This is a genomic window from Colwellia sp. KS18-150, from assembly GCF_057551365.1.
In genome coordinates, this window is record NZ_BAAJMC010000006.1 from 108975 (window position 1) to 128871 (window position 19897).

The following is a 19897-nucleotide window of genomic DNA, read 5'->3' on the forward strand; positions in this document are numbered from 1 at the left end:
GTCAGCTTACTGCACTAATCCAGATAATGATGTACTACCTTCGTTCCCTGTGTTTAATTATTACTCGTGATATGCTGACAAGGTATTCATTAACTATTCTCAATTTCTAAGGAAAATTCGTTGCTAGTTTGGCTCTCTCTCGATACTTGGCTAATTTCCCTTTTATCAATAGGCTATCTTTTATTATTATTTGTAGTGGCTTATTGGGGGCAGAAACAAACCAACCATAACGGATTAAACCATCCTTGGGTTTACAGTTTATCGTTAGGGGTTAGTTGTACGTCTTGGGCGTTCTACGGCACCGTGGGGCAAGCTGCTGCAACGGGTTCTTGGTTAGCTCCAATATATTTTGGCTCAATATTTTGCCTCGTGCTAGCGTGGCCGATGTTGCTGAAAATTTTACGTATTACCAAGCAACAAAATTTAACCTCAATTGCTGACTTTATTGCTTGTCGTTATGATCGCTCTCCTGTTATAGCCGCCACAGTGACACTCGTCGCACTATTGGGAACCATTCCATATATCGCACTACAGCTACGCGCTATCAGTACCAGCTTTGATTTAGTTACCGGCTCGTATCAGTCGGGTATTAGCACGACTTTTGTCGTTACTGTCGTACTCATTATCTTCAGTATCTTATTCGGGGCTCGACAAGTCGTCGTTAATAAACAAAACCAAGGTTTAGTACTTGCTATTGCTTTTAGCTCGGTAGTCAAACTCTTTGCATTAACAGCTGTAGGCATTTTTGCCACCTTTTTTGTCTTTGACGGTGTTAGTGATTTATTTACTCAAACCCAAAATATTAAGCCTACAGAAACAGATGGTGGCGGTATTTACTTCGCTATTTCACAAGCTATTTTGGGCATGATCACTATATTTATATTGCCACAGCAATATCATATGTTGATGATAGAAAATCATCATGAAAAAGAGCTAAGAGCCGCACGCTGGCTTTACCCTTTGTATTTTATTCTGATTAATTTGTTCGTATTACCTATCGCTTTAGCAGGGCAAAGTTTATTCCCAGGAGGCAGTGTTGATGCAGATACTTATGTGATCACCATTCCGTTATTTTTTCAACAAGCTTGGTTAGGCGGTTTGGTATATATCGGTGGCTTAGCCGCTGCAACGAGTATGGTGATTATTGCCACCATAGTACTTAGCACCATGGTCACCACAGAAATTATTAACCCACTTTTATTGCGCCATAAAAGCTTTATGGTAAAGCAAAAAAACCAACTCTCGGGCTTATTACTAAATTTACGCAGAATAGCCATCGCATTATTGCTTTTATTGGCTTTTATTTTTGAACGCACCATTGCTGCAAAAAATCATTTAGCCGATATAGGCCTACTTTCTTTTGTTCTACTCGCCCAATTAGCCCCAATAGTGGTGGGTGCTCTTTATTGGCGTAAAGCCACCACTAAAGCCGCATTAACCGGATTAATTATTGGCAGTATCATTTGGTTTTATACCTTGCTACTGCCAAGTTTACTGCCAGATTCCACTTGGCTCAAAACAGGGCTTTTTGATATCGCTTGGTTAAAACCATACGCATTATTTGGTATCAACTTTTTAGATAATATCAGCCATGGTTTGTTCTTTAGCCTATTCGTTAACAGTAGCTGCTTTATAGTGATTTCTTTGTTAAGCCACCGAAGCGTCGGTGAAAAACTGCAAGCTGAATTGTTTATTGATAAGTCTCATAAATCGTTTGAAAAAAACCTTAGCCATAAAGATCTTCACCAGTTATTGCAGCGATTCGTTAGTAATGAGGCCGCCGATACTTTTAAACAACATTACACTGAAAGTAGCAAAAACAGCGTCGCCAGTATTGAGTTGTGTAATTACACACGCCTACAACTAGCCAGTGTACTCGGCTCAGCTTCTACACGTATGGTTATGCTAGCGGCTAGTAAGCAACAAAGTATGCCTTTTGAGGACGTGGTAAATATTGTTGATGAAGCCAGCGAGCTATTTCAATTTAATCGTGAGTTGTTACAAGCTGGCGTAGAAAATATTGAACAAGGCATTAGCGTTGTCGATGCTGATATGCGTTTAGTGGCTTGGAACCAACGCTACATTGAGTTACTCGATTATCCCAGTGAGCTAGTAACCGTCGGTAAACCCATCGCCGAACTAATTCGTTTTAATGCTGACAGAGGGGTTATCGCGAGCAATTCTTGTAATGACGAAGATTTTATTACTCGTCGACTCGATTACATGCGCAAAGGTAATAGCCATCACTTTCAAAGGGAAATGCCTAGCGGTATTGTTCTAGAAATACGTGGTCAAGCAATGCCAGGTGGTGGTTTTGTTAGTACTTTTGCCGATATAACCGATCATATTAATGCAGCAAAAGCTCTTCAACAGGCTAACGAAAATTTAGAGCAACGCGTTAGAGAACGTACACATGAATTAAGCCAAGCGAAAGCCGAAGCTGAAGCAGCAAACACCAGTAAAAGTAAGTTTTTGGCCGCGGCTAGTCATGATCTAATGCAGCCATTTAACGCCATGTCGTTATTTACCAATATGTTAAATAAGAAGGTTCAAGATACTGATTTACAAGAGCTGGCGGTGAATATTCAAAACTCACTAACCGCCGCTGAAACGTTATTATCCGACTTGGTCGAAATATCTCGGTTAGACAACAGCTCACAAAAACTTGATATTCATTGCTTTACCATCGATGAATTTTTAACGCCTTTAAATAAAGAGTTTTCTTTACTATCGCAGCAGGCTGATATCGTTTTTAGTTACGTAAAATCTACTTGTGCTATTGAAACCGATCAAAGACTGTTGCGCCGTATAATACAAAATTTCTTATCTAATGCTATTAACTATTGCCCTCAAACCAATCGCCAAGGAAAAGTATTATTAGGAGTTAGACATCAAAATCAACAAGTCGTGATTGAGGTATGGGATAACGGTCCTGGTATTCCTGTTGATAAGCAAGAAACAATATTTAAAGAGTTTGAACGTTTAGATCCCAATCAAGCAGCATCAGGGCTGGGGTTAGGGCTAGCTATTTCTGAGCGCATTGCTAAATTGCTTGGTTTGACTATTAGCGTTAAATCAACACTAGATAAAGGGACTTGTTTTAGCATTTCAGTACCTCGTAGTGATAAACGCTTAGCAAATACAGTGACTAAGCCAGCAAACGAGCAGACAACGCTTACCGGAGAATTTAATCACTTATCCATTGTCTTAATTGATAATGAGCCCTTAATGTTAACGGCAATGACAACGCAATTAAAAGAATGGGGTTGCCAAGTTATTGCTGCGCAAGATGAAGTAAGCTTAAATGCCCTATTAATGACACAGCCAACTACCCCACATATTATTATCTCCGATTACCATTTAGATAATGATAAGAATGGCGTCGATTTAGTGCAAAACAGTAAAATTAAATATGGCTGGCAAGCACCCGTAATCATATGCTCTGCCGATCCTTCTGAGCAAGTTCGCCAACAAACTAGCGATGCAAAATTTTATTTTATGCGTAAACCGATTAAAGCATTGGCACTGAAAAAGTTAATGAAGCAATTACTGATTTCTAACTAACAAGCATTGCTTCATGGTGATATTACCCTAGCGTAAAATAACTTTATTCTTTTAGGTCACAGGTATTTAGTTTGATACTTAACGGTCTAAAGATGCCTTCACTCAATACGGCGGCATATAACAGCACAATTAAGTTAACAGCAGATGCTCTTAAAAAAACAAAGTTCTCATAGGTATCAATATTAGCCAAAATGGCAATTGCGCCAATAATCAACCCAATGAAGGCACCGCCGTACAAAAACTTCACTTGGCTTGTATACAGCTCTGCCAAATATTTAGCTTGCGCGCCACCAACCATTTCTTCGGTAAATAGATATTTAAGCCCAGTTAACGACTTAAGCATACCCGTAGTACCGAAGGTGATAATAGTTGCCGCATATAAAAATAAGATTAAGAACAAACCAGAAGCAATATCAATAAAGGTTTTGGCACTAGCCCCTAAAATAATTAGCATCCCAATCGCGCCAGAGATAATCATTAACGCTATCATGTTTTTCATAATAATTTTCCTCGTCCAATTCACTTCAATTTCATCAGAAGTTGCTTTCAATTGTTGAGGAGATAGATTAAAAACCGAAGCAATGGCAAGAGTTGATTCTGCAGAAGCTCTACCGTCAGACTCTATTCGTTGAATAGTTCTTACTGATAAATCAGTCGCTTTTGCGAGTAACTCTTGCGACCACCCCTTGTCTCTACGTAATGTTTTTAATTTGTGAGTTGAAAGTAACAAGTTCACACCTCTAATATCTTGAAAACAACGAAGAGGATTATGTTCTTGTTCATTGTTTTAGCGAGTTATTTAGCACGACATTTTAACGACACCAGATGACAACCTAATAAAATCATATACTTAAATCATTTAACTTAAGCGCCTGATTGGTTTTTAAATACAAAAAAATACCACTGATATTTTAATGATAAACAATTATTTTTTCTTTGCGACAAAAGTTTTATTAATAATACGTCAATGGTATAAATACGCTGTACTAAGCATCAATAAACCAGCAACCAGAGCCGCTTCAGTGAAAATTCCAATACAGTAAAAGTTAATTCGCTGATAGCACAAACTCAGAAAAGGCAATGTTATCATTTATCTGGCGTTTTCTACCGCGAAACTGATTATAAAACTTTTGATGTGATTGCTTTGAGAAAGTATCGTCTCTTGCAGAGTATTGAGATATCCACTCAATTAGCATGGTCAAGTTGTGATCTTGCGCCTGTTTAGACTCATACTTATGTGGCTCCCATGGCCGTGACTTAGCATTGGAAATACACTGTTCAATGGATAAGTTCATAAAGATGATTTCACTGGCATGTAATTCAACTAGTGCTAATAAATCGCTATAACAGCCTTCAATTACCCAAGCAGAATGCTTATTGATAAAACTATCTATCTCTTGTTTAGACTCTGCAATCGACCTACGTAGAGGTGGCGTTGTTGCCTGCCAAGCAAGTGAGTCGAGATCTAAATGCGCTAGACCTTTCTCCTGACTTAACTGCTTAGCAAGCGTTGACTTACCTGAGCCTGAATTGCCAAAAATGATTATATTATGCAAAATACCACATCCTTTGAATAAATAACAAAAAATTAATCTGAAAAAGCGTATCAATTAAGTGCAAAATTTATATACGCGACGAACTGCTAATTCATTTTAGGATCTGATCTTTTAACGGCTTCGCCATCAGCATAGTTAGCAACTTCAGTAATGATGGCACCTTCTTTCCCTGCCATTTGCCAATGTCTTGAAAGTACTTCTTTTAAGTTAGTGAAAGTACCGGGCATGCCTTCAACAATATGCTTTGCTTCAACCTTACCATTCCAATGTACATAAGGAATTTGAACTTCTGGAAATTGCTTCATGTTATCTGGCCCCACTCCTGCAATATAACTTTTCCCCCACCGGACTAACCAACCTTCACGTTTAGCCGCAGTTTCTTTACCATCCACATGCCAGTGTTCTGCTAACATTTGGTTTGGTAGCAAGAAAATATCTAATAACATATAGAGATTCTTTTGGTTATTTTCATAGGTGATACCTGATAAACCTACTTCAGCGAAACGACCTGAATTATAATCCATCACCCATAGATCATCGCGAATACCGTCATATTTTGGGTAGCCGTGATAATCCATTAATATCAAAATGGCATCTTTAGCTTTCTCTGGTAAAAAATTACCTTTTTTATCATAAAAATAGGCATTGTCGAACTGAATACTATCTATACTAGCCGCTTGCGCTTGACTAAATACATGTAACTGAAATACACATAAAATAATTAATACCTGTAAAATTATTTTCACTATATTCTCCTTAATATCTATGATTTATTTAACTTTTCTATTTTACATTTTTTCAAAAATACAATTAAGAAATATTCTGTTAAAAGGTATTTTTTATTGTAATCTTTTCGTTTTTAATGCTTTTTACTTAACCTATTAGCCCAATTGCCTGCGTGAGTTTTATGACAGTTTTCCTCGGTGTCATAAAGTATATGGTTAGTGAAACTTTTAACGTGTATCCCCATACCAACCAGCTTATTTTGAATTAGGCTATTAAGTAAATTTTTATCATTACTTTGGGTAAATACAGCAAGCTGATCATTGCTTTCAAACACACAAACTATCTGCAAGCTGTTGGGAAAATTTGAGTAATTAACTAAATGGGTTAGCCATTGAAAACCTGAGACTTCTTTTAATGCTGTTTCACAAACATCGGTGAGTGCTAGTCTCAGTTGATTATCAAGTTTTTTATCTGTTTTACGCATGCTTACCTATTTCCTTAATGTGCCGATATTACGCGAATATGTACTTATACCAAACGGATTCAACCTTAAGCTTTAATCTCTGTTAATTTCAAAGTAAATATTTACGAAAGGCTTATAACTTTTTAACTTCTATCAGTGTTGATACTTCACTTTCACAAGGCTCTTCAAAGAAACTCACGACTTGATTAAATATTATTTCCGTATCAAACTTTTTCCTAGCCGGTTGCTCAATGCGCCTTTTGGCTAATCGTTTTAGACATAAATCATTACTTATTTTTAAGTAGATAAGTTCACTGCTTGCACCAATCTCCTGAACTAGTTTACTGAACCATGCCCGCTGTTTGTTCGTATTCGCAGGAAAGTCCATCACAACATTGGTCTTGGTTTTTAGTATGTTTTGTACATGGCTTTTTATTAACGGTTTTAACAAGCCAGAATAATGAATGTAATCCTCAAAAGAGTTTATTTTATTTGGATAAAGCGCTGCTAACCATTCGTCTTCTGCAATCAGTACACCATTGCATCTTTCGGCGACAATATGCGCTTCTGTTGATTTTCCTGCCGCCATTTTACCGCAAAAATATATCAATCGACCGACACTATTATCCATTTAACCTCCTTGCTATACGCTTAGCTTTTATATTTTTAACCATGATTGATAGGTAGGATTGCTATCTTTCATATCCATATATAACCAAACCATACGATCAACAAACCATGCTTTAAAGGTCATAATCCAGAGGTTACCTAGTATAACAATCCAAACATCTAGAGAGTAAAGACCATAAATAAAAAACGGTAAGCCCATCGCAGATAACACTTGCAGGAGTTGGCAAGTGTTAAGGTGGTGATCGGGTATCGTTTCATTTTTACGATTTAAATATATTCGCTCACCAAACGTGCCCATTGAAGCCCAGTTATTTGTACCTTTTGGCACCTTAAATAAACGAGGATTAAGCCAAACCCAAAGCAAGGACAAAGCTATAAATATCAAATAAAAACTGTCAAACCATGTTCTCGACCAAAAAGCGAGGGTGATTAAGGGAAGTGTTGTAAAGCGAGTATAAACACTCCAAGGGTTAGCGTGTCTTTGCCATGTTTCTTCGTCCATCGACATGGTTTTTTCAGCCCACTTAAGAACATCCATTAAACCTCCTTAAGACATTAACCTTGTTGTTTATTCGCTTGTGCTAATTGTTGTTTCAATTTATTCATCATTACTTTAACTTGCCGAGTAGAAGCGAATAATACTTCTGAAGGCTCGTTTCGAATAGCTGCATTCGCTTGCAAGAAAATGGTGCCATAACCGACTTCCATCGTTGGCTCACCGTGAAGTGCTTTAAAATTTGTAATAAAGGTTTGTTTTTCTTCTTTGGGGAATAATATCCAAACAATATCGAGTTGATCATCTTGAAAAACCAATTCAACCTGTCTTTCCTTACCACCATACATGAATCCAGAGCAATTAATTTGCTGCTGAGATTGCTTTGCTAAAGGTGCAGTTATTGGCGTTATATTAATCACATTAATGGCTGAACACATAAGCGACAAGTTCAGTTTTATTTGTTCTACATTTTGACCAAAAGCAAATTGCGAAGGCATTTCAAATGCCACCTCATTCGCCTGCGACTTCCCTATAGTCAATAATAAAAATACAACGATTACTTTTATATACATAGACTTCAGCTCCTTGTGAATTTTAAATTAAGTTTCTCTATCAGATTTCTGCAATATTTTATTAATTAATTTTGAAACTAACAAAGTAACAATAAAGCCCACAACTATATATACCACCACAAGTGGCACTTCTAATCCAGTCTTAAAAACGTCCCCATTTTCAAGTAAACAAACACCTTTCTGGTAATCAAAATTACCGTTTTTCGCTATACAGGGGTCTATTAGCAAAACATCATTTATCAACCAAATAATGCAAAGACTGACAAAAACACCGATAAACTTTGGGATTATACTTTTATTCATAACTACCTATTTTCTGGTAAAACATCTTTAATTTTTGCAGTAAATTCGACAATTTCTTCCGTGTTGAGTTTAGTGTTCACGCGAGTATTCGATGCCGGTTGATGTTCTAAGCTCACACCTTTTCTATGCTCTTTCGAGGGCCTGATGGGACGGGATGAAAAACCGCCACCGCAATTTGGACAAACATTACTCAGCACTGTATCTACGCATTCTTGGCAAAACGTGCATTCGTAGCTGCATATACATGCTTCTGTCGAAGTTGGAGGAAGCTCTTTATCACACCCTTCACAATTAGGTTTTAGTACTAACATTTCCCCTCCTCTTTTTAGTAAACATCCTGATATGGTTGTATCTCAACTTAAGCTTTCTTGACAAATTTAGCCGTAACCATCATTTCGCCAACACCATCAACTTTACAATCAAGTTCGTGATCTTTTCTATCTTTAATACGCCTAATAAGTGCTTTGGTGCCAATTTTAATCACTTGCGAGCTGGCTTTAATTTTTAAATCTTTAATGACAGTGACCTTATCGCCTTCAAAAAGCAATGTGCCATTAGCATCTTTTACTTCAATAAGGTCTTCTGCTTCAACTTCTGCTGGCAGCCATTCATAGCTGCACTCAGGACATATTAAATGATCTTGATCTGGATAAACGAATTCAGATTTACACTTTGGACAAGGGGGACAAGACATACATTATCACTTCTAAAAATTAATCATTGAGACGCTATTGTAGTGGGATAGGTAAACTATGTGCACGTAAAAAACTTAATTTATCCCAATAGCCACGCTGAAGAATAATCAAGCCATCTATTATTTTAAAAAAACCGCAGCCTCTAAGGTTAAGGGGATCACGCCATTCTAAAATAACCCACTCACCATCTTCAAAGATATTCTCGATAAGACAAACCATGTCCGCATCAGCAAACTCTTTCGCAAACATGGCATGAATGGCAGCTTTTCCTTCTACAGGCTCATTTGCTACTTGATGGTTTATTGCTGAATCGGCATAAAAGCTTGCAATTTTATCGGCATCACCTTCATTAAAGGCTTGCACCCATAGTTCAATTAACTCTTTTGGTTTCATGCTAACTCTACTAATTGATATTTTGTACAACCGAGAGGTTGGTTATTTAAGGTTAGGAAACATGGCTCATAACTGAACGATTTAAAGCCTTGTTTTTCCAATACATGTTTAGATGCAGGATTATTATCGAGCACATTAGCCTCTAACGTACGGATACCTAGCGCTTGGGCCTTAGTAATTATTTCAGATAAGCAAAGGCTTGCAAAGCCTTGTGAGGTAAACTGCTGTGCCACTCTGTAGCCAACACTAGCCTTATGTGCGGTAATATCCCTTAAATTTGCTCTCGCGACTATGAGGTCATCTTTGACTAAAACACCACAAATAGATACTCCTGAAGCCATTGCTTTAATTTGCGCTTCTATGTGGCTATAAATACCATTTTTGGAATAAAAGGCCTGCCCTCTTGGTGCAATCATAGATTCAAACCAAGCTTTATTGTCGAGTTCAAAGTCAAACAATAGTTGTGCATGTTGTTGGGATAATATTTCAAATTTCATCTAAATTAACTTAATTGCTAAGTTCATGTAACAGGGGTTAGTTGGCTAAATTTATTTTCATTTCAACGAGGGATTGCTCGAACCCTACTTTTTCATAAGCCCGGATTGCCGCTTTATTTTCAGCATAAACATCTAAGTATAAATCAGAAACTCCTTGAGATTTACTCCACTCAATTAGGCTTTCCATGATCAGTTTATTTATACCTAATCCTCTGTATTCTGGTGCAACATACATAAAGCCAAGATAAGCATGCTTGTTATGTTTTAGTGATTGCTTTGAATCTCTAATTTGAGCATAGCCAGTCGCTATAATTTGCTTATTACTTTCAGCAACAATTAAGTGAGAATCACTTTGGGTAATTAAATGCTGGAGATCATAATAAACAGCATCATGTGCCTTTAATGTTAAATTAAAAGGCCGCTCAGCTTCCACAACAGCTTGCTCTAGAGTTAGTAAAGATGCTTGGTCGCTGACCAAAGCTTTTCGAATAGTTATATTTTCCAATGGCTCACTCACTTTAAATAATGTACCTAAACGTTACTTACGGTTAGGTTCAAAAGAGTCATACCTTGGTAAGTTAGCATCAAGCTCTTCCCAGTTGGCTTTTGACGAAACAAAATTATGAGATATCGGCCTTTCACTGATATCTGAATCTAAAATCCCCAGTCTTATCCTAAAACGTGCAGGGTCTTGTTCATTAGCACTGTACACGGGTGAGCCACAACCAGTACAAAAATATCGATACCGACCCGGTTTAAAAGAAAACTGACTTAACTTGTCTTTACCTGAAGTAATTTCAAAATCACTCGCATTGATGAAGCCATTCGTTGCGTAAGCTGTACCGCTGTTTTTCCGACATAGAGAACAATGACAATGGATAATATCATTAATTTCACCGGTAATTGTTACCTCTATTTGGCCACATAAGCATTTTCCAGTATACATGGTTTACTATTTCCCCTGCTCTTATGATAAATAACGACTAAATCCTTTGAGGTATTTTTTATGCTTTAATCCCCAGACAATGTAGCTTTGTTTCACAAGTTCGACAACTCTAACTTAATAATTGTATAGCGCGACATTATGTATAAATTAGCGAAAACTGAGTATTCCTCCTCATATTATATAGAAAATCTTAATACTGATTCATCATACGCCTTATTTATCTGCAAAATAATACATAATAAAATTAATTTATCGTCAAAGTTAACACCATGATTAAGTTAGTATCAGGAGAAAGTTAGATGAAAAATACACTTAAAGTAAATGAGAGTTCACTAAGCAGTCAATTACAACATGCACGAGCCTTAAAATTACCTTCAAGAGAAGACATGCTTATGCGAGCCCCATCAGTGCAAAACTTTTGGCAGAATAACAAACAATTATTAAGTGCAGCATGGCAGGAGTGGGAAAAAAACAACAAAGAACACATATTCATTCCTGATACTTCACTGCTCGATGCCAAGCTACGCAATGCTATTTTGCAAGCATGGGAGAACCCAACAACAGAGCATGCTGTTCGAGATTTATGGCAAGAGGTTTCTCCTGGTGTTTATCATTGTCAGTTTTTTGATCCTCAGCGCCTAACTGAATTTCGTGGTTACCTTGAAGAGGTAGCAAACGCTGATATTCCTCTGCGCCCGCCTTATGGTATTGCACTAAATCGTCAAGGCGCCATGCTTGATCCTCGCTCTGAAGGTTTTCTTGCGGCACCTAGCTTCCAAAAGTTCTATCGGGAAATACTGGATTTATACATGCGCCCGATAGCACGACTGTTATTCCCAGAAGTCATGGGCTACGACACACAAACGTTTGGCTTTTCAATTCAATATCAGACAGGTATGGACACTTCTCTACGTCTCCACACCGATGCATCTGCGGCGACTTTGAATATTAATTTGAATGTTCCAGGAGAAGAGTTTACCGGATCTGAAGTTGATTTTTACGACCCAAATACAGGTAAAGTAAACAGACTAAATTTCACTCCTGGCAGTGCGATGATTCACCGAGGTAGTGTTGCACATGCGGCTCAACCGATAACAAGTGGTGAACGTACTAATATAGTATTATGGCTGTATGGAGATCGCCTGCAAATACCGAGAAAGGGTGAGAAAAATATGGATATTGATGCTCATAAACGTTGGACAGTACCCTCTTCTGAACCAGACAAGATTGCCCCATTTTAACACGAGCCATATCTTGTTGTTGCTGAATTGTTTATTGAATTTTTAACAATGTATATTCATAAAATACCGTTTCACTACCCTCATAAGGTCGCTCAATAAAGCCAAGTTTATTGAGCAATTTTGTTGACGCTACATTGTCGACGCCCACGCCCGCAATAAGTTTTTTTAAGTTATTCTCACTGTTAATAAAACCAATTAAGCCTTGCAGAAGTTCAGTACCATAGCCTTTACCCCAATATAATTCGCCCAGTAGGTAACCAATATGAGCCTCACCATCATTTTCAACATAAACAAAAACAAAGCCTAATGTTGCCTTGGTCTCCGCATGTTTAACAACAAATAAACGGCTTTCAGACACCATTTTTAGATACCACTGCTGGGCTTTAGCTATCGAATTTATATTGGCAAAGTAAGACGGTAGGTTTGCTACTACTGGTGGTGTAAATAACTCAGTTATTTCACTAGAAAGTTTTGTCGTTAATGTCTCACTGGATACTTCAACTACGGACAATCTTTTGGTTTGATAGGTTAAATCCACTATTGATACTCCCGGTAAAAGACAAACAAATGCACCGTTAATTACTACGACTGTTATAACATAATTGTTGATATAATCATGTTGACAGCTAAAGCACTCAACAGAATTTTCACTAACCAAACGAGCTGTTCATTTTGTGCTGCCAGCCTTAGTTTTGTGCCAATAAAAGAGCCGAATATTGCGCCAGCTACCATTGATACAAGTAAGGTTAAATTTTCAAAAAGTGATACCCCTAACACGAGAAATACCGGGATTTTGGCAACATGGCTAATGGTCATGAACATAGAGCTGGTAGCGATTATTTCGTCTTTTGAATTTAGCTCTTTAGTGAGTACGGTAAGAGACAAAGGCCCCGTTGCACCAACAATTAAACCTAAGCCGGTTTGAAGTAAACCAATAAGATAATAGCTCTCATATTTCTTTATAAATTTAGCAAAACGTTGACTCCAGAGATTGAGAAGAATATAGCCACCAATCGCAAACGGTACATACTCAGTAGATATATTTGATAGCAAAAAGCCAAACAACATTATCCCCACTAGCGAGCCAACCAAAAACTTAGGCAACAATGACCAACGCACAAACTCTAGTGAGAACAGCATTCTGGAGGAATTACTGGCTAGTTGAGTTATACCATGAATTGGAATAATCAAATTAGGGCTTAGAAAAATAGGCAGTACTGCAATTAATAACATACCACCGCCAAAACCAATAACGCCTGCGATTACAGAAGTAAAAAATGAAATAAGCCCAAGTATATATTCTATTTGCATATTTTATCCCTTACGCTAAAACGTACTGATAAACCTGCCCACCCTATGATATTAAACATTCTTTCTCTGTATTTAGATTGGCGGCAACTATTGTGAATAAGCATGTTTTTCAAAGAAGCGCATAGAGGCACTGGAAACCTCTGATGCTTTTTCAGGGCGCGATGCATTTAAACTGTGTTTACCACCCTCCACCTCGATATATTCAAACTCATGCCCTCTCGCTTTTAATTCAACGACAAACTCTCGCGACATATCCACCGGCACTTTTTCATCAGCTGAGCCATGTGCTAAAAAGAAAGGAGGATCACTCTTATCCAAATAAGTTATTGGCGACAACGCAGCCAACGCTTTTTGCTTATCTTGAATGTCAGTACTCTTAAATCGTTCTACAATTGCAAAGTTGTGATACTTAGCAAGCGTGTAATCCGCTATAGCGGGAGATTGTGAGATCACGGCTCGAACAGAGGAATCGAAGTCAGGATAAAGACCATTATCAGAAAACCTATCATCATTACCTGTAACTCCCACCATCACTGCCAAATACGCGCCAGCTGAAGCACCGTTAACGATAATACGTTCTGGATCAAGATTAAATGTTTCAGCATTTGCTTTTAAAAAACGAACGGCAGCTTTAACATCTTCAATGGCTGCTGGGTAACGATTTTTTGGTGCTAGTCGATACATGACACTCGCGGCAACAATACCTCGCTTCGCTAACGCCGAAATATGTTTATTGAAGCGGCTCTTATCACCTTTGATTAACCCTCCGCCGTGAATATATACCATCGCAGGTTGAGGTTGAGCACCCTTTTGTTCAGGTAACGCGATATTAATACTTAAGGTAGTTCCATCAACATCACCGATGGGAATATCAGTCTTTAAACCGGAAAAAGATTGGATCGGACTTGCCGCCAAAGAGCCTGTAGCAACAAATATGAAGAATAAAATGATAAAACGCATAGATTTCCTTAAGAGATAACGCGAAGTTGGTATCTATAAAATAATAAAAAGGAGTTTGTTTAACGCGGAGCAACAAAATTATAAACCTCCGCTATTGTAAGTAATAGCTTACTTGACGATATTATTACTCACGAGTTGGTCTTGCGTGATGATCACTTTAATTTCACCTTTTACGATTCCATAAGTCGTTTTATTAATTGAGACATCTTCCATTTTCATACCCATCATTTCAACAATCGCAGTAGTTTTTTCTTCGATTGTCGCTTGATTATTTTCTTTATCTATTGAAATTGACAATAACTCATCATGAATAACGGCATCCTTCATCATCTCAAGGCTCATCTTTAATATTTTCATATAGTCATCATATGGAATTTCTTTTTCTCCGCTATTATTGGCAGGATCCATGTCTATGATTATTTTACTACCTGGATATAAGTATTTTTCGAATACAGATACATCTTGGTTTTTAACCGCTTCCCTAAACTCTTCTCCAATAGCCATGACTTTAGCTTCATCTAATACAGGCTCAGAGAATACGCTTATTGAAGTAAAAATTAACGTAAGTAATACAAGTTTTAGTTTTTTCATTTTGATTTCCATATTGTGGTGAATAAAAACATAGCGGTTCATTAATGAGATAACATCGTGGCCTAATGGCTAAACGGAGTAATAATTAAACCGTAACCGTTAAATGACATAAAAGTCTAATTTTTACTCCACAGGCAAACATTAATCTATACCAGTTTGCCATTGAGTTAAATTTATATCAAAGTGGTGTTGCTCTCTATCAGTTTCACCTTATGAAACTATTACTCCAATCCAGCCATTAATCTAAAAATGTATAATTGGCTGTTAATATAAGCGCTAGCCTTATATATTAAACTTTGATGCTGTTAACCTGACTCAAAAATAAAATGATAAAAGAGATAAATACATGATTAAAAAGGTAGGTTTTATTTTTATTAGCATCATTTTACTTTGTTCAATTCTGTATGCGATCACACCAACCTCAACATTATTTCAATACATAATTAGCGCAGAAAGAAGTATCTCAGGGCTAAAAGTACAGAGCCTTAAGACGGGTGATCTGGAAATTGAATATCTTCGGGGAGGAAGTGGAACGCCACTAGTTTTACTGCATGGTTTTGGCGCGGATAAAGATAATTGGAATAGGGTTTCTAAATACCTCACAGAGCACTTTGATGTCATCGCAATCGACTTACCCGGCTTCGGGAACAGTACCGATAATATAGAGCTTGAATATGATGTCCTTTCGCAAGTTGCTAGGTTGAAACAAATAGTAGATGCTCTCAACATTAGAGAATTCAATCTAGCGGGAAGCTCAATGGGAGGCTACATTGCTGGAAACTTTTCTTCTCAATACCCTGAGCAAGTCAAAAGCCTTTGGTTAATAAGTCCATTTGGCGTGATCGGCGCACAAAAAAGTGAAATGTTCACGGCAATACAAAATGGTCATAACCCAATGGTTTTACCAAGAACAGAGTTAGAGTTCACGCAATTACTCGATTTTTTATTTGTTGACCCTCCGTACATCCCTGCACCAATTATCAAGCATTTAGCAATGAAAGCTGAGCAAAGGGTAACTTTAAAAACAAAAATCTTTGAAGAAATTCATAGAATGAAAGACAGACAAGCATACCCAGATTCTCCACTTGATGATGTTTTAATCAAGTACAATGGGCCTGTTTTAGTTTCATGGGGCGAAAAAGATCGAGTGTTACATGTCTCTGGAGCAAGTATTCTCAAGAAAGTTATGCCACAAGCCCAAGTTAACATCATAAAAAATGTTGGACATTTACCCATGATGGAAAAGCCAAAAGTAACGGCTGATGCATTTTTAACTTTCACAACAAAACCATAACACGCTTAATTAACAACTCAAATGGACGGCTATGAAATCAATAATTGATGTAAAATATTTGCTGGTATCACTCATACTTCTTACTGGATGTAGCTCTTATAGTGAAAAAGATTATGGTGATGCAAATTCCGGTGAAAAGGAATCGCTATGTGTCAATATGGAGCCAGCTCAAGAGCTTTTGTGCAAAGAAAGAGAAGAAAGTTTAATCATCAGTTTGGGGGCTGACAAAAATTGTAACCACCCCTATGAATATGAAAAAAACAAATGTAAGAATGCCCAAATAAAACAACAAAAATTACTTGATGAGTCACTTAAAAAGCATACCAATAAATAGTACTTATCACGCAGCTTTCAAGACGAGCAAATAACTGATACCTCTTTGTCTATGCATTAGCTAACCTGAGCTCGGCTTAACACATGTTTCTCTAACGTCTATTTTTACTGACTTCTGCGTTAAATTATCTTGCAATAGGCCAGCTATTGACGCGAAATTTGCCTTGAATTAAGTCAAACTATCACGTTAGAGATTGATTGAAATATTTATCATTTTATTTCAAGGAGTTAAAAATCTCTTAAACCGAGTTCAGGTTAGCTAAGAGCTGATATCGACATTTTCTTGTGGCGCTAACATTAATTGCTGATACACCAAGCCAGCTTGGGTACGATTATAAACCCCTAATTGTAATAGAATCGCTGAAACGTGTTTTTTCACGGTATTTTCTTTGATATCTAGTATACCGGCTATTTGTTTATTCAATTGACCATCGGCGACTAAAGATAACACCGTATATTGCTGAGGGGTCAGTTGCGCCAGCTGTTGCGCTAGCTGCTTGTGCTCTTGTGCTAATTTAGCGTCACTATTCATCGGCATATTTTCAGGTAACCAGGTATCACCACCAATAACGGTGTTAATGGCTTGCCCTATAGTTGCCAAATCAACAGATTTAGGAATGAATGCCGCTGCGCCAAAGTTAATTGCCTTTTGCATAATGTCAGGGTTTTCATCTGACGACACCATAATGACAATTAAGTCCGGATGATTATTTTGTAATTGAGTCAAACCTGTAAAGCCGTCATTACCGGGCATATGCAAATCTAAAAAGATAATTTCTAATTCTGGTGATTGTGAAATAACGTTAAGTAAATCACTAAAACTGGATGCTTCTTTAATGCCTGCATCAGGCATGCATACAATGACCGCTTGCTTTAATGCCGTACGAAATAAAGGATGATCATCAGCAATAACTACTTTCGCTTGGTTCATTACAGTACCTAAACTGGTTAAGTGAAGTAAAACAATGTTTTCATTATCAAAAAAAGAGCCGGTAAAAACCAGCTCTTTTTATATTTTGTCTATCTTTTAGAAAGTATAGCCAATAGTAAATGATACGGTAGATGGGTCACCATAGTAACCAATCAAGGTTGTATCGCCCCCTAATCCAGGAGCATAACTACCATCATCACCTTGTTCACCAACGAAGGCATAATTCCCTACTAGGTATTCTTCATCGGTAATATTTTTCCAATGTAGTGATGCTGTCCAATCACCATCATTGCTATACCAATTCACGCCAAAGTTGAGTAAACCATAACCGTCTTGTGTTAATAGGTTATCTGTAGGTGTTAAGTCATAATCACTACGATAGTAATAATTACTATTGATAACAAAGCCACCTATTGATGTTTCAATGTCATAGGTAAAGCCAACATTAGCGGTAGTATCTGGTGTGTTAGTAATGGTGAAAGTATCACTGATATCAATAGGATTACCTTCAGAGTCGAATGACTTTACTTCTTCAAATGAAGCATCAATCAAACCAACACTGGCAAAAAGATTTAAGCTATCTGTTGCGGCGTATTCAATTTCAAGCTCTAAACCAGATGCTGTTGATTGACCAATGTTACCTAAACGCTGACTTAACTCGCTACCATCACCGCCTTCAATAGGTAATACGGTAACAAATTGTCTATCGGTATGATCTAAATAAAATACTGTCGCATTTACACGTAAGTTATCGTTCCACTCACTTTTTACACCCACTTCAAATGAGTCAACTACTTCAGGATCAACCGCCGGCTCTGGACCACTTGCTCTAGGGTTAAACGTACCTGATTTAAAACCTTGTGAATAACTAGCAAAAAACATCATGTCATCTGAATATTGATACTCAACACCGACACGTGGTGTAAAGCGAGACCAATCTTCACTATCGTTTAACACTTCAGGGAAGCTGACATCACCTCGTTCATAGCCCGGCACCCAGCCATCTTCTGGATAAACCGTTTCAAATGCTAAGCCGTTATTTACATTCGCGACTTTTTCCTCTTCGGTATATCTAGCACCTAAAGTTAATGAAAGCTTTTCGGTAATATTATATGAGCCTTGAGCATAAACAGCATAGCTTTCACTATTATTACAGCCGGTAACTTCACGTGTTAAACCTGGTAAACCTAATGTTGTACCTAAGTGCTCTAAAATAGCGTCAAAATGGCCACATGACTCGCCATCAAAGTAATATAAACCAGACACGAAGCTTAAATTATCTGAGTCATAGTTTAGTTGAAACTCTTGAGTGAACTGTTCGTCATCATAAATGGCCGGTACGTCAAAAATTCGCTCTGCGGTATTATCAAAATCTATATTAGTTTTAGAGTAATTCTCACGGCTTGACGTAATCGATTTAACCGACCAAGTATCGTTAATATAATACTCAGCAGTTAAACTAAAGCCTTCTGATTCAACGCTATTCCACGTTGGCATACTTGTATAAGAATCATAAACACTGTCAGGAACTGGCGCTTCAGTTACTATACTCGGCAGTAAGCGGTAACCACCTTTGGCATTAGAGTCATCTTGTGTATTGTCATAGTTAAAACGGAAAAACCAATCATCTGTTGGAGTAAACTCAATCGTAACTCGTCCAGCAAAAACGTCTTTATTGTAATTTTCAAGATCTTGATTTTCTAAATCAGACTCTAAAAACTCACCATAACCATCTCGGGTTAAACTAGCTAAAGCAAAGCCAACATATAGTTTATCGTCAACTACAGGTATTTTACCTGCTACTTTATAGTCTTGACGTGCATAGTTTCCAAAAGTTGCTTCAAGGTCAAACTCCATATCACCCGACATTTTTTTGGTTACATACTTAATGGCGCCACCAATGGTATTTTTTCCATATAAACTACCTTGTGGCCCTCTCAATACTTCAACGCGTTCAACATCTAAAATATCTAATACCGCACCTTGTGGACGAGCGATGTAAACATCATCAACATAAATACCAACACCGGGTTCATAGCCCCAAAGCGGATCATCTTGGCCGACACCACGAATAAATGCCGTTAACGTCGAGTTAGTACCTCGACTAGCCTGTAATGTTGTATTCGGTGAAAACTGCTGCACCTCGGTTAAAACACTGACACCATTTTGTGCAAGTTGCTCCGCCCCTATGGAAGTTAAAGAAACAGGGACACTTTGTAAGCTTTCTAATGTTTTACGTGCGGTAACTTCAATACGCTCTAAACCTTTATCTTCTGCTGCTGGTGATGTATCAGCAGTTTCTTCTGCAAAAGCAATGCTACTTGTCAAAGCCGTAGCTATCGCTAAAGCTAGGTAACTTTTATTTATGTTGTAATGTTTCATAGGGGAACCCTTG

The 19897-nt window shown here is 37.6% G+C and carries 23 protein-coding genes and 1 pseudogene; 4 read left to right on the forward strand and 20 right to left on the reverse strand.

The features are described 5' to 3' along the window. The first annotated feature begins 120 nt into the window (after positions 1–120). Entirely contained in the window at positions 121–3564 is a 3444-nt protein-coding gene (locus AC27IF_RS10340) for a hybrid sensor histidine kinase/response regulator (protein ID WP_487054190.1), read from the forward strand. Positions 3565–3607: 43 nt separating this feature from the next. Here the strand turns inward: AC27IF_RS10340 and AC27IF_RS10345 are convergent, their stop codons facing one another. From AC27IF_RS10345 to AC27IF_RS10410, 14 genes and pseudogenes are all read right to left on the reverse strand, one after another. Further along, positions 3608–4294: a helix-turn-helix domain-containing protein gene (locus AC27IF_RS10345; protein ID WP_487054192.1), complete on the reverse strand. Its 687-nt coding sequence runs from the start codon at positions 4292–4294 to the stop codon at positions 3608–3610. A gap of 316 nt (positions 4295–4610) precedes the next feature. Further along, complete coding sequence (locus AC27IF_RS10350) at positions 4611–5120, reverse strand: AAA family ATPase (protein ID WP_487054193.1); 510 nt, start codon at positions 5118–5120, stop codon at positions 4611–4613. Between the two features lie 86 nt (positions 5121–5206). After that, positions 5207–5866, reverse strand: a complete 660-nt coding sequence (locus AC27IF_RS10355; RefSeq protein ID WP_487054195.1) for a cupin domain-containing protein — start codon at positions 5864–5866, stop codon at positions 5207–5209. Between the two features lie 113 nt (positions 5867–5979). Beyond that, complete coding sequence (locus AC27IF_RS10360) at positions 5980–6330, reverse strand: Fis family transcriptional regulator (RefSeq protein ID WP_487054196.1); 351 nt, start codon at positions 6328–6330, stop codon at positions 5980–5982. Positions 6331–6442: 112 nt separating this feature from the next. Further along, a complete protein-coding gene (locus AC27IF_RS10365; protein ID WP_487054198.1) occupies positions 6443–6940 on the reverse strand; it encodes a P-loop nucleotide/nucleoside kinase family protein in 498 nt (165 codons plus the stop codon). A gap of 27 nt (positions 6941–6967) precedes the next feature. Then, positions 6968–7477, reverse strand: a complete 510-nt coding sequence (locus AC27IF_RS10370; RefSeq protein ID WP_487054200.1) for a DUF6653 family protein — start codon at positions 7475–7477, stop codon at positions 6968–6970. A gap of 17 nt (positions 7478–7494) precedes the next feature. Continuing rightward, positions 7495–8007 (reverse strand): hypothetical protein, encoded by a 513-nt coding sequence (locus AC27IF_RS10375; protein ID WP_487054201.1) that lies wholly within the window; start codon positions 8005–8007, stop codon positions 7495–7497. Between the two features lie 27 nt (positions 8008–8034). Further along, a complete protein-coding gene (locus AC27IF_RS10380; protein WP_487054202.1) occupies positions 8035–8310 on the reverse strand; it encodes a hypothetical protein in 276 nt (91 codons plus the stop codon). Between the two features lie 152 nt (positions 8311–8462). Further along, positions 8463–8621 (reverse strand): annotated as a pseudogene (locus AC27IF_RS10385) (DUF1272 domain-containing protein); the annotation flags it as partial. Between the two features lie 47 nt (positions 8622–8668). Next, positions 8669–9004 (reverse strand): zinc ribbon domain-containing protein YjdM, encoded by a 336-nt coding sequence (locus AC27IF_RS10390; protein WP_487054204.1) that lies wholly within the window; start codon positions 9002–9004, stop codon positions 8669–8671. Positions 9005–9038: 34 nt separating this feature from the next. Then, the gene (locus AC27IF_RS10395; protein WP_487054206.1) at positions 9039–9398 is read right to left on the reverse strand and encodes a nuclear transport factor 2 family protein; all 360 of its coding nucleotides are present in this window, start codon (positions 9396–9398) and stop codon (positions 9039–9041) included. Further along, on the reverse strand, positions 9395–9895 hold the full coding sequence (locus tag AC27IF_RS10400) for a GNAT family N-acetyltransferase (protein ID WP_487054207.1): 501 nt from the start codon (positions 9893–9895) through the stop codon (positions 9395–9397). Before AC27IF_RS10400 ends, AC27IF_RS10395 begins: the two co-directional genes overlap by 4 nt. 37 nt (positions 9896–9932) lie before the next feature. Continuing rightward, complete coding sequence (locus AC27IF_RS10405; RefSeq protein WP_487054208.1) at positions 9933–10412, reverse strand: GNAT family N-acetyltransferase; 480 nt, start codon at positions 10410–10412, stop codon at positions 9933–9935. Between the two features lie 21 nt (positions 10413–10433). Then, positions 10434–10841: a GFA family protein gene (locus AC27IF_RS10410; RefSeq protein ID WP_487054209.1), complete on the reverse strand. Its 408-nt coding sequence runs from the start codon at positions 10839–10841 to the stop codon at positions 10434–10436. Positions 10842–11140: 299 nt separating this feature from the next. Here AC27IF_RS10410 and AC27IF_RS10415 point away from each other — a divergent pair, with 299 nt between their 5' ends. Beyond that, entirely contained in the window at positions 11141–12082 is a 942-nt protein-coding gene (locus tag AC27IF_RS10415) for a 2OG-Fe(II) oxygenase family protein (protein ID WP_487054211.1), read from the forward strand. A gap of 31 nt (positions 12083–12113) precedes the next feature. Here AC27IF_RS10415 and AC27IF_RS10420 read toward each other — a convergent pair whose 3' ends face one another. The 4 genes from AC27IF_RS10420 to AC27IF_RS10435 form a co-directional block, all read right to left on the reverse strand. Next, entirely contained in the window at positions 12114–12620 is a 507-nt protein-coding gene (locus AC27IF_RS10420) for a GNAT family N-acetyltransferase (protein WP_487054212.1), read from the reverse strand. Between the two features lie 53 nt (positions 12621–12673). After that, positions 12674–13393 (reverse strand): sulfite exporter TauE/SafE family protein, encoded by a 720-nt coding sequence (locus AC27IF_RS10425; RefSeq protein WP_487054213.1) that lies wholly within the window; start codon positions 13391–13393, stop codon positions 12674–12676. 87 nt (positions 13394–13480) lie between these two features. Next, complete coding sequence (locus AC27IF_RS10430; RefSeq protein WP_487054214.1) at positions 13481–14353, reverse strand: alpha/beta hydrolase fold domain-containing protein; 873 nt, start codon at positions 14351–14353, stop codon at positions 13481–13483. A gap of 108 nt (positions 14354–14461) precedes the next feature. Next, positions 14462–14944: a hypothetical protein gene (locus AC27IF_RS10435; protein ID WP_487054215.1), complete on the reverse strand. Its 483-nt coding sequence runs from the start codon at positions 14942–14944 to the stop codon at positions 14462–14464. A gap of 346 nt (positions 14945–15290) precedes the next feature. Here AC27IF_RS10435 and AC27IF_RS10440 point away from each other — a divergent pair, with 346 nt between their 5' ends. Together AC27IF_RS10440 and AC27IF_RS10445 are read left to right on the forward strand one after the other, a co-directional pair. Continuing rightward, positions 15291–16238: an alpha/beta fold hydrolase gene (locus tag AC27IF_RS10440; protein ID WP_487054216.1), complete on the forward strand. Its 948-nt coding sequence runs from the start codon at positions 15291–15293 to the stop codon at positions 16236–16238. 31 nt (positions 16239–16269) lie between these two features. Next, positions 16270–16572, forward strand: a complete 303-nt coding sequence (locus AC27IF_RS10445) for a hypothetical protein (RefSeq protein WP_487054217.1) — start codon at positions 16270–16272, stop codon at positions 16570–16572. A gap of 258 nt (positions 16573–16830) precedes the next feature. Here AC27IF_RS10445 and AC27IF_RS10450 read toward each other — a convergent pair whose 3' ends face one another. Both AC27IF_RS10450 and AC27IF_RS10455 read right to left on the reverse strand, forming a co-directional pair. Continuing rightward, positions 16831–17502, reverse strand: coding sequence for a response regulator (locus AC27IF_RS10450; protein ID WP_487054219.1), 672 nt, complete (start codon positions 17500–17502; stop codon positions 16831–16833). A gap of 96 nt (positions 17503–17598) precedes the next feature. Beyond that, positions 17599–19884: a TonB-dependent receptor gene (locus AC27IF_RS10455; RefSeq protein WP_487054220.1), complete on the reverse strand. Its 2286-nt coding sequence runs from the start codon at positions 19882–19884 to the stop codon at positions 17599–17601. Between the last annotated feature and the right edge of the window lie 13 nt (positions 19885–19897).